We start from the raw sequence: 17,022 nt of genomic DNA on the forward strand, positions 1-17,022 counted from the left end.
TTTATCATTCTACAATTTTCCGAAAAGCAGCTTCCCCCCGATAATCAATAAAATCAGGTTCTCCGGCAGCCCTGATACGCAATGATTCTTGCTCACAAGCTTTACGTATATGTTTGTAAAAACCAGAATCATTATTCATACGTGCATCAATCAGGGCACGTACATATTCGGCCAGACAACTGTTATCTTCTACACTATCCATAATTTCCTTTGCCTCAGTATTGCGGGCTACACTTAGTGCTACCACTGCAACATTTACGTCACGAAAATCTTTCAGCAGATGATAAGCCTCATTTAATTTACGCTGCCGTGCTTTCAAAAGTCCCAGATTATAACGTGCCTGTGGCAAATCCACTTCCTGCAATAATTCTATAGCCCGTTCATAATCTCCAGCATAAACATATCCTGCGGCAAGCGTATTAATCGCTTCCGGAGAATGACTATCAAGTCTCTCAAGTGTATGCCTTGCCTTTTCTTCCTCTCCGTCACGCAAATAGAGTACTGCCAGATTGTTGGCAGCTACCTGCGACTGTGGGAAATATGTCATCAGTGTATGATAAACCTCTTTTTTCTTGCTATCTTCTTCCATTAACGAAGCGACACGCAGTAATTCGTCTTCATTGAAAGCATCTGGACGCTTTGTATACATATCCAGCAGTTCTTTGTCGGTAGTAAAGCTTCGGAGTGTATAACTGTAGATATATTCCACTTTACGGTCTTTCTGAAGATATTTGTTCTTAATGTCATTCCAGCAAGGCAACTTACGGATGTAACGTTCTTGTACATCATCGTTTCCTTCCGTATAACGAGTCAATATTTGTTTTACCGCCAACGAATCCGGATTCCCGTCTGCTACCATCGCTTCGTATACAGGCCACCAGCCCTCGGGCTTGGACCCCACTTTTATAAGTTTCTGTATTTCCGGACGGATATTCAATGTTTCTATAACCCATTCTCTGGCCGATGCCGCACGATTTCGTGCCAGTCTGGTATTGAAGGCATATCCTCCGTCGGCCGAAGCCATCCCATTAATCAGAAAATCACGTAACTGTGCCAGTGTATCTGCAAAGAGCGGACGTAAAGTCTGAGTCATACTTTCCATCTCCTGCCGGTTGTTTCCCAACTCCATATTGATATCGTACCGGTTTATAAGGAACTGAAGGCGTGCCTCTCCTCGTCCCTCACGTATTTTCGGACGGATGACAAACTCCGGTTCTATCCAAACCAGATTCATTCCCTTCTTTACATCGACAAGCGATACCGGATTACTAATCTGAGCTATGTCTATCGTATCAATGCCCGTACATTCGCCACAGCCGTCCTTACTTATCACTGCACGTACATATCCGGTTTCCATGTCATCGGGAACAACAAAACTGCTCCGGTAAGGAATATCGATTCTTTTTGAAACATCGTCTATCTTCATTCGTGTATCATACCTATCTCGATATCCCTCAATCTTCTGTTTACGAGTTAGCTTCTTATCATAAATAGATGCATCAGCAACAACCGGTGCCAATTCCTCACGCACCTCACCGTTTATCAGTAATTGAGGTACAACAACCAGCCTGTTACGTTTCGACAAATAATGTTCCGGCAATTGGAAAACCATATCCAGATGCACACTCCCCAACGTATCCGGAACCAGTACAGAGGAATCAGGAAGTACAGACAGTCGGTTTTGGAGATGCCGACCAGAAGCACATCCAGCGAGCAAACTTACTAACACTATACCTGATAGTCCACTTAATAAACCACGTCGTTTCTTCATACTCCATTTCTTTTAAAAAACATAGATTAACGAAATAGCAGCTTTAGTTGGACCGAAATAGTTTTTCCGTTCGCTATTCCTGCATTTTTCACAATAAATACGCGGGCTCTTATCAAACCACAAATGAGCATATCCTATTCCTAACGCCATTTCCAGATTCCAATGAGGTGATAAAATCCAGTCATATCCGTAAGATACACCCGCACCTGCTAAATATCCATCATATCGTGTATCATTAAAGCCACCGAAATATTGCCCTCCATGCAAATGGAAACCGACAAAATGCCCCTCAAACTTTTCACACAACCAATATTTTAATTCCGGTTGCGCCAGCCAAAAGCGCATTTTTTTGTCATCTTGAAATGTCCATGGGTTATAGGCTGCCTGAAAATCTATAGTCAGCTTATTACTAACAGCAATCTCCACTCCTGCATTGACAGTCGTTGTCAGCCAATACAATCCATTGGTCTTAAGAGCAATATCCTGGGCTGATAAACGAACAGTACCTAATATTACAGAAGCCGATACCAGTATATAAAACAAAACAGATTTAGACATACAGAACAAAGGAATTAAATACAATTACAACATTCAAAATACTCTTCTCTATCTTATCACACTGTAAATATATTTAAAATTTTTTATAAAACAAATCATTTTGTAATAAAAAAATACAATACAAGAAAACGTATTCCAGAACACAAAACGTTTCATTATTTGTACAAAAAAGTTTTTAACCTATAATATTCGTACGACTCCTGTTCCATAGTCCACATACGCCCTTTTAGCCCAATTCATCTCTATACGTGACTACACGTGGAATACCCCTTAATAATTCTATAATGGAAAACAAAAAAGATGACGCGTCACTATGACGCGTCATCTTTTAATAAATCATATTACATCTAATAAATCTTACTTGAATAAATTATTTCTTGATGAAATACACCACCGTAGGCAGATGATCGCTGTAGCCGTTCATCCATCGGCCCCCCGCCTGTGTACGCAGCGGATAACCTTTATATCTGCCATCCGACTGCATCAGGAAATCGCGCTTGAAAATCTCGTGACTGTAATAACTCAGTTTCTTATGGCGTTTGTTCAGGAAATTGCCAGTAAAAACAATCTGGTCGAACAAATTCCATTTACCTCTATACTTTAATGTACCATCGCCTCCGGCAAGCGTATTCCACCAAGGATTATATAAATCTTTCTTCTTCACATCTTTCATTTCACGCTTTGCTCCCAGGGCTTCTGCCATACTCTTGTCCATCGGATCATCGTTCATGTCGCCCATGATAACGATCTTGATCTTCGAGTCCAGACGCTGCAAGGAATCCTTCAAGGCACGTACCTGCACGCCCGCACGTTCACGAGCCAGCGAAGCAGCACCTCTTGACGGCCAGTGGTTGACGATAAATGCTACACGCTCGCCTGCCAATTTGCCGTCGGCTACAAGGAAACCACGAGTCGGACGGTCAGTCGGCTGAGCCAGTACATATGGCACCAGCTTTGTAGCTGTCACCGTATACAGTTTCGGGTTATAGAAAAACGCACAATCCACACCCCGTTCGTCCGGTCCCTCATAATGGATAATTTCGTAACCACGATTTGCCAGAGCCGGCTGTTTCAGCAAGTCCTCCAGCACACGACGGTTTTCCACCTCAGCCATGCCTATTACCGCAGCCCCCTCAGGTGTCTTGTCGGTAGCCAGCGATCCAAGTACCGTCGACATATTTTTCAGTTTCGACTGATATTTCTTATCGTCCCATTTATTTCTTCCGTCGGGCAGATATTCATAATCTTTCTTACCCTCATCGTGCTTCGTATCAAACAAATTTTCGAGGTTATAAAAGGCAACTCCGTAAACCGTACCTTTCTGCTCTTGAGCATAGCCCGCTATTACCAGACATGCCCAGAAAAACGCAAACAGATATTTTTTCATATATGTGCCTCCTGTTACCATGCCCAGTCATTCAGGTTACAAGCAGCCTCTACCTCATTTTCAAGTACATCAGGCAAATTACAGAAGAAATCAATGCCTGTTTCTTCTTCCAGTTTGTCTACAGAAACCACATATTCTTTCAGTTCGTCAGACGAAGGATTTTCGGTCATACCTTCTTTATGAGGTACCAGGAAAGCAATAGCATGGAATACATCGTCTTTCTGGCTCAGAACAGCCATAAAGTAATATTCCGGACAAGCCAGTCCGTGTATAGTAAATCCGTTTGCATCTGTTGTAGGAGTACCACCATTAACTGTAGTACCTTTGAAGTTTTTCAGCAGCTTATTCAGCGTACCACCTTTTGTAACATACACCTTATCGTATACACCATCGGCTGTAGAACGTCCCCATGTCTGTACACGAGTCTCCAGCTTACGCCAGAAACCACCGTTGAAGTCCTTCAACTGCGGTGACATATTACTGTAATAGAAAGTCTGTTCGTTAGCTTCTTTCAGATAAACACGGTCTTCCGAAGCGCACAGGTGTCCTTTATCAAAACCGTCGTTCTTATGATCGCTTTCCTGAACTTGCATTTCTGCCGGAAGCTTCGGATCTACGGACCAGGCATCTGTACGTTTCACATTATCAGCCGAAGTTGTAGTATCGAACGTAAAAGCTACCCAGTTGGCATGACGTTTTGTATTATCCCATTCTAATGCATAGTTCAGAATCTGTACTCCGTCCATTGTTACATAATGATCGGCGTATACATTCTGGTCATTCAAATGAGGAATTTCATAACCGGTTACCGAAACATTATCATAACCAGTATTTGCATTGACATTATCGTTCGGACGTTCTTCGGTCTGGTCGGTAACGACATACTCAATCGTTACATTATTTCCATTAATATCAGATACACGGAATTTTACAAAACGATATACCGTTGAAGCAGCATAGCGAGCCCAATAAGCCGCACCAGCTGTTACAGTAGCATTCGACTGCCATTCTACATTTGCAGGAACAGTTGTCATTTCATCCAGACGTGCAGCTGCTACCTGGGTAAAACTGTAAGCGTTTCCGGCAAACTTTTTATCCTGTATATAAAACGGAGAATCAAATCCTTCCGGTTGGAATACAGAAAAGCCTAATGCAGCATTTTCGTATCCTTTCAGAACAAGTGTAGATGCTCCTTCCTGAGTTGTCTGTACATAACCATTAGGTATGGTATTCTGATCATCACAACCGACATTGAACAAAGCCAGTGCCAGTCCTAAAATAAATAAATGTTTTTTCATGACTAAACCTGTTAGATTTCGTTAGTAAAGAGAAAAATATCCGCCGGTTCTCACCCTTCGGCAGAGAAAGAACCAGCGGATATACATTATAAAATTATTCTGCTTCGTTTACCAGAACATTCTTAATTTCCCAAGTAGGAGCAGCACTGCTTGTGCTCTTGTAAACAAAGGCAATACGGATAACCTGACCAACATATGCGCTCAAGCTATAAGGACCTACTTTGTAGAAGTCCCAGCTCTGTCCGTCAGACCACTGTGTTTCATCAACTTCAACGGTTTCCCATGTACAAGATTCTACATCGTCTATATAATCAGTAGAAACTTTTACCATCATGTATTCAGAAAGCGGATTACCGTTCAGGAACTTATGAGCTTCTTCGAATGACAGCTGAGGTGTCATAGCTTCCGACAAATCGATAGCCGGAGTCAGCAGCCAGCTTTCAGTTTCATTGTTCGTATTGTTCATAAACGCTGAAGCCTTCCATCCATAGCTTGCATCATTCTTCCATACATAACTTACACCTGTCAGTGCAATATCCTGTACGGTAAATCCTCCGTCATTGCCACCAGTCAGCGCTTCGTCCAGATAAACACCAGCCTGTGCTGTATATGTACCGTCGGCAGCTTTTTCGAAGATAGTAGTACGTGTAGAATAATTAGTAGAAGCAGCCCATGTACCGTTCAGTGTATATTCTTCAACAATCGGGTTACTGTCGGCAGTCTTCTTATAGACTACAGCTACCTGTTCGCCCTTCACTGCATACGGGAACTTCTGTGCCAGATAAACCGGGAAGATAATAGACGGTTTAGAAACATAGTCAGTACCAATTTCAGCGTAGAGCTTCGGATCAGCAACCAATACATTAACGTCTTCTTTAGCATATTCAGCCCATGTACCATTAGTGTAGACATACAATGCAGCAGTATTAGCATAAGCACCCGAAGCACGTGTCATGCGCATCATAGCCGCAGCCACTTCGTTTTCAGGAACTTCCTTAAACAGACATACATCCCAGTATTTTGCATCTTTTTCTTTCACCAAAGTATTTTTCAGTTCCACAGTCGGAGCGCACTTGTCTGTACTCTTATAACCGTATGAAATCACGATTTTCTGTCCTTTAAACTGGCTCAGGTCGATAGACTGATCAGTAAAGCTCCACGAGCTACCCACCTTCGATGCATCGTAAGTCAGATCAGTCCAGGTAGCACCTGCCACATCACCCGTATAATTAGAAGAAACTCTTACGGTAAAGAAATCGGTAGCCTTGTTACCTTTCAGGAAGTTGATAGCCAAAGTGAAGTTCAATACCGGAGCTGTAGCTTTTGAAAGATCGATTTCCGAAGATACCACATAACTTTCAGAAACCAGATTCTTATTGTTTACGAAAGCAGAGCCTTTATAGTAACCATAAGAGTCATCGATTTTCCACACATATTTAGAACCTTCCGGCAGCGTCACATCCTTGATGGTGAATTTGTCGCTCTCCTTGTTCATCGGGTCGGAGAAATACATATAGCTTGATTCCGGATAAGCCCCGTAACTGTACTTATTATCCTTGGTATACGTCAGTTTTACAGTCTTGTTCTTTTCTACATTCACCAGTGCAAAGGTACCGTCTCCGTTGTTGTTCACGGTCCATTCACCACCTTCGGTAGGAAGTGAAGAAGAAACGTTGAAGCTGTTGTATGTACCGCTCAGGTAAATATACTTCGACCAGCCGTTCAGCAAGGTAAATCCATTGTCGCTCTTACCCAGTGTAACCACCTGTTCCGCACCGTCGGCATTGGCAATCACACCATTCTCGCCCACCGTAATAGGCGACGGGTTCATATAACCATAGTTATAACTTTCCTTGTCCAGTTTTCCGAACGGATAATAGTTACCGTCGTCAGCCTTGGCAGCAATCACATAGTTACCAGCCTCGCCGTCGAACGAAGTCACCTTCTGGTACACCATCGGAACGACAGAACCACCGCCAGCACTCGGCTCAAATTCAGAATATGCATAGTTTACCACCATCATATCTCCCTCGGCAGGATTGCTTACGGCACCCGACAACACTTCAGGAAGTTTCTTCAGGGTAGACGGAGAAAGATAAGTAGCCGAAGCCGTTTCACCCCATACATTGCGGTAATCGGTATTCGAAAGCGTATATTCCTTCAGGTTCTTGAAGTCGGCCAGATAAGTAGACGGTTCCTTATACATGTTGTACGAAACCGAGAAACGAGATCCGGCATCAGCCTGCGGATATTTTTCAGTAATGAAAGCCGGCAGGAACCATTCAGCTTCAGTCTTGCTGGCAAAATATCTGTTTTTTCCGATAGCCTCGAGCGCTGCTACATACGTACCGTTTTCGGGGTCTTTCGACAAAGCGATTTCCTTGTTGGTTGCATTATTGGCAATGGTTGCATAATCTGCTGCCGCCAATTTGATAGCGACTCCCTTCTTTACATCCGAAATCTGAGAGTCGAGGTTAAACTGGTCATTATAATCATCACATGCAGTCAGCGAAGCCAGCAATGCGGTTGATATAAATAATATTTTTTTCATAAATTCTATTCTATTAAACAGGTGATTAGAAGTTTACTTTCAATCTCACACTATACGTACGTCCGAAAGCATAGTAACAGTAAATCGTCTGGTCCGAAACCTCTCCCGATTTAGGATTGAATGCTTTAGAAATGTACTGGTAGTCAAGCAGGTTGTTCACGTTTCCAGACAGAGTAGCATCCAGCTTACCCAGTTTGAAACGATAAGAAGCATTCATATCAATCTGACTTGCAGCAGGTATCTTCCATGGGTCGGCGATGCTGATTTCCTTACCCAGTTTCAGGTCGCTTCCGCTGAAAGAATAGTAAGCATAGTTACGTCCGTAGTAAGTCCAGTCGGCACCCACACGGATAGACTTGTTGATCTTGAAGGTAGCACCCAGAGCAGCAGTAGTCTGAGCAGAACCACCTACACGTACACCCTTCAGGTTGATGGAAGCCGATACATGGTCGGGAGCACCGATGCCACTTGCCTGTGTACCGTCTTCTCTCAGCGGCATACCCTTGTCGTCGTAAGCATAACCGGTAGCGTTGCTGTCCCATTTCCAGTCACCCAAAGAGAACATACCGGTAATGTCCAGCCATCTCAGCGGAGTAATCTTCACATCCAGTTCCACACCCTTGTGCAGTGCGTTTACACCGGTCATGTTCATGTAGTATTCCGTACGTTCCTGATTGTCGAGCTGACCAGACTTTGTCATCGCCTTGTCCAGCCATTTGGTCCAGTAAGCATTCACGTTGGCAGTCAGCCAGCTGTTGCGGAAACCGTAACCCAGCTCGAACGACAACACCTTCTCGTTCTTGGCATCCTTGTTGATGGCGTGGCTTGCATTAGCCTGCATGAACGCACCGTAAGAGAACTTCGGCGCACGGCTGATGTAACCCAAGTTGAAGAATACGTTATGATTGTCGGTGATATTGTAGTTGGCACCACCTTTTGCAGTAAATCCGATGAAGCTGACATTATCCGATTTGGCATGAGCCTTGTCGTAGAACAGACGGTCGTAACGCCAGTAAGTAGTGTTCGACAATGAACCTGCCAGGAAAGCCGACAGCTTGTCTTTGTTGAACTCGCCCTGGAAGAAAGCACCTTCCTGCAGCACATGTCCGTCGTAGTCACGGTAAACCACGTCGCCTACACCCAGCTTTTCATACTTCCACATCGGGTCGGCAGCAGCGATATTGTTTTCAGCCAGCACATCGCCACGGGTAGAGTCCATGAAGTACTGACCACCGTACAAGTCTGAAATTTCGTTGGTGTGTGTACCCTTGTAGTAACGGAAATCCACACCTCCGTAGAAGTCGATATACTTGCCGAACTTGGTAGTATAAGTCGACAGCAAACCATACCAGTTGTGATAGTTCTTCGACAAGCTCATGGCAAGCATAGAACCGTATTCACTCTGCGCATTGATGTCTTCGATAGCTCCATAGTCGAACGTACCGTCCGGTTTACGGAATTTAGTCTGAAGCACGCCATAGTTGGCACCCTTCCAGTCCTGATAAGAATAACCATAATATTCATTACCCTGTCCGGAGTAACCGTAACCACGACCGATAGAAACATAAGCAACCGTACTCAACGATGACTTTTCGTCAATCTGCCACTGATGGTTCAAGCTGATCTGCGGCTTGTGGTACGAGTTATATTCGCTGGTGCGGCGACGTCCTTCGTTATCGAAACCATAAGTAGAATTGTATTTGTAATTCTTCACGCCATACACCTCTTCAGTCATCTTCCAGTCGGCGATTGTCAAGGCACCATTACGCTGATAGTGCGTCTGCGGAGCACCGAAAACAGTCAACGACAACTGATGAGCATCATTCAGACGCTTTGAAATATTCAAGAAGTAATTGTATCCTTCGAAGTCGCTACCCTGTACATATCCGTCACCCCAGGTCTTGGCACCCAGCAACGTCATGGCCCATCCCGACTTGGAAAGACCGGTAGACACGCTGAACAGGATTTTGTTCATACCGTCGTTACCCAGCGAATATGCTACTGTACCGCCTTTCTTGCTTTCCAGACTCTGAGTGATGATATTAATCGTACCACCCACAGAAGGAGCAGAAACCTTAGAAGCACCCAGTCCGCGCTGTGTCTGCATCGTACGAGTCACATCGGTCAGTCCGGCCCAGTTCGACCAGTAAACTCCACCCCATTCCATATCGTTCATCGGCACACCGTTCACCATCACGGCGATATTCTCATTACCGAATCCACGCATATAGATTTCAGAGTCACCATATCCACCACCGTCTTTGTTGGCATGTACACCCGGAGTAGATTTCAGGATTTCAGGAAATTCCTGTGTACCCAGCTTTTCTTCGATGAAATCCATGGCTACACTCGATACGGCAACCGGTGTCTTACGGGCTACTGCGATAGACGAAGTAATCACCACATCATTCAGCACATGTGCGTCCGACTCCATAGAAACTGTACCAAGATCAACAACACCCTTCTTGGTTATTTTCATGGTTTTGGTCTTGTATCCCAAATACTTGAATTCGATGGTTACTCCCGACTTCTGTATTTTCAACGAGAACACTCCGTCGATGTCCGTTACAGAACCTTCAGTTGAACCTTGCACGGAAACCGTTGCCCCGATAAGAGGCTCATTATTTTCCGCATCTACAATCTTGCCTTTCAATGTAGCCTGAGCTACAGCAGTGACTGTACTAAATATGACAAGCACCGCAAACAATAGAAAATGCTTCAATTGATTTTTCATACGTTTTCTCAAATTGTTTTTGTGTTATTAATAAATCAAACACAAATATAGCAAAAAAATTTAAAAAATCAGGAGCAAAAGTCAAATTTATCAGGACATTAACTCGATTATGTTAATTAATTTATTATTAAAAATGCAAATAATATGCAATACAAGCCAGCCTACGGATTTTACGCCGACACTATCACACCGAAAGCAAAATTATCCTTTACATTTTCCTCACAAAAACAGAAAATCACATAACATTTTATCAGGAACGCAAAAATTTAACAGAAATGAAACATCCCTGCACGTAGTTGCGATTTAAGCAAGTTCGCACCGGCAGCAAACTGGGGAAAAGGAGGCAAAACAGCAGGCGGACCACCGATGGCACCACCAACGGTACCACCTATCATATTGTATCACAAATAATTATCACCATAAGCGGACCACCGATGGTACCACCAGTGTTACCACCCTTTCCTATTATATATAATAAACAAAGATATAATCAAAGAAGAGTTTCGGCCGAAACTCCGGGGAGGGCATTGAAAGCAGAAAGGCATTAACTTTTTTTAAGCCTGCGAAAATTCCGGACTTTTCCACAAGACCTTCAGCAGAATTTGTACAAAAGATTTTAGTTTTTGTACAAAAACCGGTAAATCGCCCCGTCATCACCCGGAAAACCCTCCCCCGACTTCCGCCACAAGCCGTCCGAAACCCGAAAGAAAGCCGTCTAAACACGAGGAAAAACGCCCGTTTTTTAGTATCTTTGCAAAGATAAGAACTTAACCCAACCAACGAATCATGGCGAAAGAAAAAACCGTATATGTTTGCACCAACTGCGGACAGGAATCACCCAAATGGGCAGGCAAGTGTCCGTCGTGCGGGCAGTGGAACACGTTTGTGGAAGAGGTGGTGCGCAAGGAAGTGCCCGTAGCCAAGCATGTGGCGCACGGTATCGAGTCGGTACGCTCGAAACCGCAGCGGCTGCACGAAATCACCTCGGGAGAGGAAGAGCGCATCGACATGGGCGACGACGAGCTGAACCGCGTACTGGGCGGCGGACTGGTAGAGGGTTCGCTCACGCTGATAGGCGGGGAACCGGGCATCGGAAAGTCGACGCTGGTGCTGCAGACGGTACTCCGGCTCACGGACAAGAAGGTGCTGTACATTTCGGGCGAAGAGAGTGCACGGCAGTTGAAGCTGCGTGCCGACCGCATCCTCCATCCCGAGGCAAGCAACCTGCTCATTGCGTGCGAAACGTCGCTGGAGCAGATTTTCACGAACATCAAGAACACGGCTCCCGACCTGGTGGTCATCGACTCCATACAGACCATTTCGACGGAGAACATCGACTCGTCGCCGGGCAGCATCGTACAGGTGCGCGAGTGTTCGGCTTCCATCCTGAAATTTGCCAAGGAAACGGGTACGCCGGTCATCCTCATCGGGCACATCAACAAGGAGGGCAGCATCGCCGGACCGAAGGTGCTGGAGCATATCGTCGATACGGTGCTTCAGTTCGAGGGCGACCAGCACTACATGTACCGCATCCTGCGGAGCATCAAGAACCGCTTCGGAAGTACGGCGGAACTGGGTATCTACGAGATGCGTCAGGACGGGCTGCGGCAGGTGAGCAACCCTTCGGAACTGCTGCTGACGCAAGACCATGAGGGCATGAGCGGCATTGCCATCGCCTGTGCGGTAGAGGGTATCCGTCCGTTTCTCATCGAGGTGCAGGCGCTGGTGAGCACGGCGGCATACGGTATGCCCCAGCGTTCGGCTACGGGATTCGACCTGCGCCGCATGAACATGCTGCTGGCGGTGCTGGAGAAGCGTGTGGGATTCAAGCTGGCACAGAAGGATGTCTTCCTGAACATCGCGGGGGGACTGAAGGTGAACGATCCGGCTATCGACCTGGCGGTAATCAGTGCCATCCTGTCGAGCAACATGGACACGGAGATTGAAGCGGGCGTATGCATGGCGGGCGAAGTGGGACTGAGCGGCGAAATCCGTCCCGTAAACCGCATCGAGCAGCGCATCAGCGAGGCGGAGAAGCTGGGCTTCACACGGATGCTCGTCCCCAAGCATAACCTGCAGGGACTGGACCGCAAGAAGATCAAAATCGAGCTGGTACCCGTACGCAAGGTGGAAGAGGCTTTCCGGCAGTTGTTCGGGTAAAAGAGTGCTAACAAGATAATTTATGGCAAAGAAATTCAACATACGAAACAGTACGGCAGAATTTCTCATTTTCCAACTTGAAGGAAAAGAGAACGGTATACAAGTGCTCTATAAAGACGAAACAATCTGGGCTACGCAAAAAGCAATAGCCGAGCTGTTCGACATAGGAGTGCCAGCCATCAGCAAGCATCTGAAAAATATATTCGAAGACGGTGAGCTGAATGAAAATTCAGTTATTTCCAAAATGGAAACAACTGCCTCCGACGGGAAAATGTACAACACCCGGTTTTATAATCTTGATGCCATTATTTCCGCTCTTCGACCGCTTCAATACAGACAGCTTATTATCATTTAAACCTGACTCTGATTCATAGTAAACAAAAACAACCATTTATGATACAAGAATACCAGTTAAGAGTTCTGCCCGAGCAGGCAGCCAGCGAACAGCATATCAAACAATACGTGAGCCGCGAGAAGGGGCTCGACATTCGTACCATCCACGCCGTACGGGTGCTGAAGCGGAGCATCGATGCCCGCCAGCGGACCATCTTCGTGAACCTGAAGGTGCAGGTGTTCATCAACGAAACGCCTACCGAGGAGGAGTTCGTACGGACGGAATACCGCAACGTGGAGGGTAAGCCTCAGGTGATTGTGGTGGGTGCCGGACCGGGCGGTCTGTTTGCTGCCCTGCGCCTGATAGAGCTGGGACTGCGTCCGGTAGTGGTGGAGCGCGGAAAGAACGTGCGCGACCGCAAGACGGATCTTGCCCGCATCAGCCGTGAGCATAAAGTAGATCCGGAATCGAACTACAGCTTCGGCGAGGGAGGTGCGGGAGCTTACTCCGACGGCAAGCTGTACACGCGCAGCAAGAAGCGTGGCAGCGTGGACAAGATTCTGAACGTGTTCTGCCAGCACGGGGCAAGTACTTCCATCCTGATAGACGCGCATCCGCACATCGGAACCGACAAGTTGCCGAGGGTGATCGAGAACATGCGAAACACCATCATCGCCTGCGGTGGAGAGGTACACTTCCAGACACGCATGGACGCCCTGCTCATCAAGGACAACAAGGTGGCAGGCATTGAAACGAATACGGGAAAGACCTTCCACGGTCCGGTGATTCTGGCTACGGGACATTCGGCACGCGACGTATACCGCTGGCTGTATGCCAACGGAGTGACCATCGAACCCAAGGGTATCGCCGTGGGGGTACGTCTGGAGCATCCGTCGATGCTGATCGACCAGATTCAGTACCACAACAAGAACGGACGCGGAAAGTATCTGCCGGCAGCGGAATACAGTTTCGTACAGCAGGTAGACGGTCGCGGGGTGTACAGCTTCTGCATGTGTCCGGGAGGATTTGTGGTGCCGGCAGCCAGCGGACCTCATCAGATAGTGGTGAACGGCATGAGCCCCAGCAACCGTGGCACAAAGTGGAGTAACTCCGGCATGGTGGTGGAACTGCGTCCCGAAGATCTGCTCCTGCCCGACTTGCAGCTTCAGACGTGCGAAACCATTCAGGGTTCGGCAGAGGCACAGACCGAGGAACTGATTGCCCGTTCGGGAAAACTGCCCGAGGGAAGCGTACATACACTGGCTGTGATGCACTTTCAGGAGAAGCTGGAACAACTCTGCTGGCAGCAGGGTAACATGCGACAGACGGCTCCTGCGCAGCGCATGGCGGACTTCATCAACCGGAAGGTGAGCTACGACCTGCCCGACACATCGTACAGTCCGGGACTGGTTTCTTCGCCGCTTCATTTCTGGATGCCGAAATTCATCAGCAGTCGTCTGAGCCGCGGCTTTCAGTTGTTCGGCAAGAGCTCGCACGGCTTCCTGACCAACGAGGCGGTGATGATTGCCGTGGAAACACGTACCTCGGCGCCTATCCGCATCGTGCGCGACAATGAAACCTTGCAGCACGTCACCGTAGAAGGGCTGTTCCCCTGCGGAGAGGGTGCGGGCTATGCAGGCGGTATCGTGTCGGCAGGTATCGACGGCGAACGGTGTGCCGATGCCGTGGCGGCGTACTTGCAGCGAGGATAAGGGAACAGGTAAACGACTTGTCCGAAGGATTTCCGGAAGGAATTACCGCCGTACAGGAGCTATACGAGAAGCAAGCTATTGACATTCAGCAGAATTGAAAAAAAATTTAGCCATACAATTCAGAAAGCATGATGGATATAAAAAATGACATACACGCACTTATCAAAGGAGCCGAGAGTGCAGAAGTAGAATTCAAATCGGCAAAAGGTGGATTGCCGGAAAGCTTTTGGGAATCCTTTTCTGCCTTTGCCAATACAAACGGCGGCATCATCGTGTTGGGTGTAAAGGAAAAAGAAGGACGTTTTCTACTGGATGGATTGACGGAAGAACAGATAACTCTATATAAGAAACGCTTTTGGGATTGTGCACACAACAAAGAAAAAGTAAGTGCCACCATGCTTACGGAACGTGATGTGGCAGTAGGTGAAGCGGACGGTAGTTTCTATCTGGTCTTCCGTATTCCCCGAGCTACATACAATGTCCGTCCGGTCTATCTTACCCGCAATCCTTTTGGCAATACGTACAAGCGTAACCATGAGGGTGACTATCATTGTACGGATGATGAAGTGCGCGAAATGTTTGCGGATGCCCATCATGCAACGGCTCCTTTTGATAATCAGATTTTACCAAACTACAGTATAAAGGATATAGATCCTGTAACTTTGCAGGGTTACCGAAAACGATTTGCGCTTAGAAAAGAAAATCATCCATGGAATGACTTGGATGACCGGGCTTTTCTGATGAAAATCGGAGCCTATCGGATAGACAGAGAAACAGGTACGGAAGGTTTTACCCGTGCGGGCATTTTAATGTTTGGAAAAACAGAAAGCATTACCGACACCACCTGTACACCATGGTATTTTGTGGATTATCAGGAGAAACTATCCGATACTCCCGGTGTCCGCTGGTCCAATCGTATTTATCCCGACGGAACATGGGAGGCCAATATTTACCAGTTCTTTTACCGGGTTTACAATGAATTATCTCAAACCATACCTACTCCTTTCAGGCTGGAAGGCATTACCCGCGTAGAAGAAACGCAGGCCCACATTGCTATCCGTGAAGCATTGGTAAATACGCTTGTACACGCCAGCTATGCAGAGCCGGGAAATATCATCGTGATTCGTGAGCCTGATAGAATCATCATGCGGAATCCGGGCAGAATGCTGATTTCCGTAGATGATTTTTATGCAGGAAGTCATAGTCTTTGCCGTAATCCGATTATCCAGAAAATGTTTATGCTGCTGGGATATGGTGAAAAAGCCGGAAGTGGTGCCGATTATATCGTGAAAGGATGGGAAAATAACCAATGGGGACGGCCTGCAATTGAAGAAACGGTACAGCCTGACACCGTCTTGCTTACCCTGAAACTGGGAAAAGAAGAGATGCAAAAGGATAAGGAGATACCCAACGAACATTTGTCCCAAGCTGTCCCAAGTCTGTCCCAAGCTGTCCTAAGCTTGTCTCAAGCTTGTCCTAAGCTCAACCAGTACACCTCTGAGGTGATAGCCGAATTCATTTACGCACTAAGGGAGAAACCGCAGTCCATTCTGAAACTAATGGAGATACTGGGAGAAACAAACAGGACACGGTTCCGTAATAAAATTCTGATACCGTTGATGGAAAATGGACTTATAGAACCAACCATTAAAGAAGTACCCAATAGCCCCAAACAACTGTATCGGCTTTGTAAACAATTGTAATTTGAATAATTATGACAAAGCAATATAAATCGCCCAAATACTTCCTCCCATGTCTATCTTTGATAAAAACAGAGAAATAAAAAAGAAAACGGTTTTGGAAAAACTAAAAGCCTTTTTCAATCGTTTCTTTGATATAGCATTCCTCCGATACGAATCAATGAACCTGTGTGAAAAACATAACCTATAACCAAGATGCAACATATCCCTGAAATAGCAATCGTAGAACAGAATACGCTGACAGCACTGGGCTTGCAGACCATTCTGGAAGAACTTATCCCCGTAGCGACCATCCGCAGATTTCCGTCGTTCGCCAGACTGATAGACGATACGCCGGACATGTACAGCCATTATTTTGTTTCGGCACAGACGTACTTCGAACATACGTCGTTTTTTCTGGAACGACGTCCGAAGACCATCGTGCTGGCAGCGGGCGAACAGCCTCTGCTGAACGGTGTCCCTACCCTGAATGTCTGTCTGCCGCAGGACAAGCTGGTGGCTTCCATCATGCAGATGCGGAAACAGGGACACGAAGCGACACATCATCCCGTATCACCGCAGGAAATGCAGCAGGAGCATGATCTGTCGCCTCGTGAAATAGAGGTACTGATTCTGATTACTAAAGGGCTTATCAACAAGGAAATAGCCGACAAGCTGAACATCAGCCTGACGACGGTTATTTCGCACCGCAAGAACATTACCGAGAAGCTCGGCATCAAGTCGGTTTCGGGGCTTGCCATCTATGCCGTGATGCACGGGTATGTGGAAGCCGACCGGATATGATACGACCGGTAAGTGCCTGCTCTGTTGATTGTAC

General features: G+C 46.5%; 11 protein-coding genes and 1 pseudogene. 5 read left to right on the plus strand and 7 right to left on the minus strand.

All coding sequences use genetic code 11. From position 1 onward, the window contains the following. Positions 1–4 precede the first annotated feature (4 nt). From WKT12_RS07115 to WKT12_RS07145, 7 genes are all read right to left on the minus strand, one after another. A complete protein-coding gene (locus WKT12_RS07115) occupies positions 5–1,771 on the minus strand; it encodes a tetratricopeptide repeat protein (protein ID WP_340319246.1) in 1,767 nt (588 codons plus the stop codon). A 12-nt stretch (positions 1,772–1,783) separates the two neighbouring features. Then, entirely contained in the window at positions 1,784–2,329 is a 546-nt protein-coding gene (locus tag WKT12_RS07120) for a DUF3575 domain-containing protein (protein WP_340319247.1), read from the minus strand. A gap of 370 nt (positions 2,330–2,699) precedes the next feature. Continuing rightward, positions 2,700–3,716 (minus strand): endonuclease/exonuclease/phosphatase family protein, encoded by a 1,017-nt coding sequence (locus WKT12_RS07125; RefSeq protein ID WP_340319248.1) that lies wholly within the window; start codon positions 3,714–3,716, stop codon positions 2,700–2,702. 14 nt (positions 3,717–3,730) lie between these two features. Continuing rightward, positions 3,731–5,014 (minus strand): DNA/RNA non-specific endonuclease, encoded by a 1,284-nt coding sequence (locus WKT12_RS07130; protein ID WP_340319249.1) that lies wholly within the window; start codon positions 5,012–5,014, stop codon positions 3,731–3,733. 94 nt (positions 5,015–5,108) lie between these two features. Continuing rightward, positions 5,109–7,565: a choice-of-anchor J domain-containing protein gene (locus tag WKT12_RS07135; protein WP_340319250.1), complete on the minus strand. Its 2,457-nt coding sequence runs from the start codon at positions 7,563–7,565 to the stop codon at positions 5,109–5,111. A gap of 25 nt (positions 7,566–7,590) precedes the next feature. After that, positions 7,591–10,299, minus strand: a complete 2,709-nt coding sequence (locus tag WKT12_RS07140; protein ID WP_021971681.1) for a TonB-dependent receptor — start codon at positions 10,297–10,299, stop codon at positions 7,591–7,593. Positions 10,300–10,565: 266 nt separating this feature from the next. Next, a complete protein-coding gene (locus tag WKT12_RS07145; protein WP_340319251.1) occupies positions 10,566–10,694 on the minus strand; it encodes a hypothetical protein in 129 nt (42 codons plus the stop codon). Positions 10,695–11,085: 391 nt separating this feature from the next. Here WKT12_RS07145 and radA point away from each other — a divergent pair, with 391 nt between their 5' ends. The 5 genes and pseudogenes from radA (at position 11,086) to WKT12_RS07170 (ending at position 16,988) form a co-directional block, all read left to right on the plus strand. Next, on the plus strand, positions 11,086–12,459 hold the full coding sequence (gene radA, locus WKT12_RS07150) for a DNA repair protein RadA (protein WP_340319252.1): 1,374 nt from the start codon (positions 11,086–11,088) through the stop codon (positions 12,457–12,459). 22 nt (positions 12,460–12,481) lie between these two features. Continuing rightward, positions 12,482–12,799 (plus strand): annotated as a pseudogene (locus tag WKT12_RS07155) (cell filamentation protein Fic); the annotation flags it as partial. 53 nt (positions 12,800–12,852) lie between these two features. Then, positions 12,853–14,505 carry an NAD(P)/FAD-dependent oxidoreductase gene (locus WKT12_RS07160; RefSeq protein ID WP_340319253.1) on the plus strand — a complete coding sequence of 551 codons (1,653 nt, stop codon included), beginning with the start codon at positions 12,853–12,855 and terminating at the stop codon, positions 14,503–14,505. Between the two features lie 128 nt (positions 14,506–14,633). Beyond that, positions 14,634–16,208, plus strand: coding sequence for an RNA-binding domain-containing protein (locus tag WKT12_RS07165; protein WP_340319254.1), 1,575 nt, complete (start codon positions 14,634–14,636; stop codon positions 16,206–16,208). 192 nt (positions 16,209–16,400) lie between these two features. Continuing rightward, on the plus strand, positions 16,401–16,988 hold the full coding sequence (locus tag WKT12_RS07170) for a helix-turn-helix transcriptional regulator (RefSeq protein WP_340319255.1): 588 nt from the start codon (positions 16,401–16,403) through the stop codon (positions 16,986–16,988). Positions 16,989–17,022 lie beyond the last annotated feature (34 nt).

The organism is Phocaeicola sp. HCN-6420, from assembly GCF_037890145.1.
Lineage (GTDB): Bacteria > Bacteroidota > Bacteroidia > Bacteroidales > Bacteroidaceae > Phocaeicola.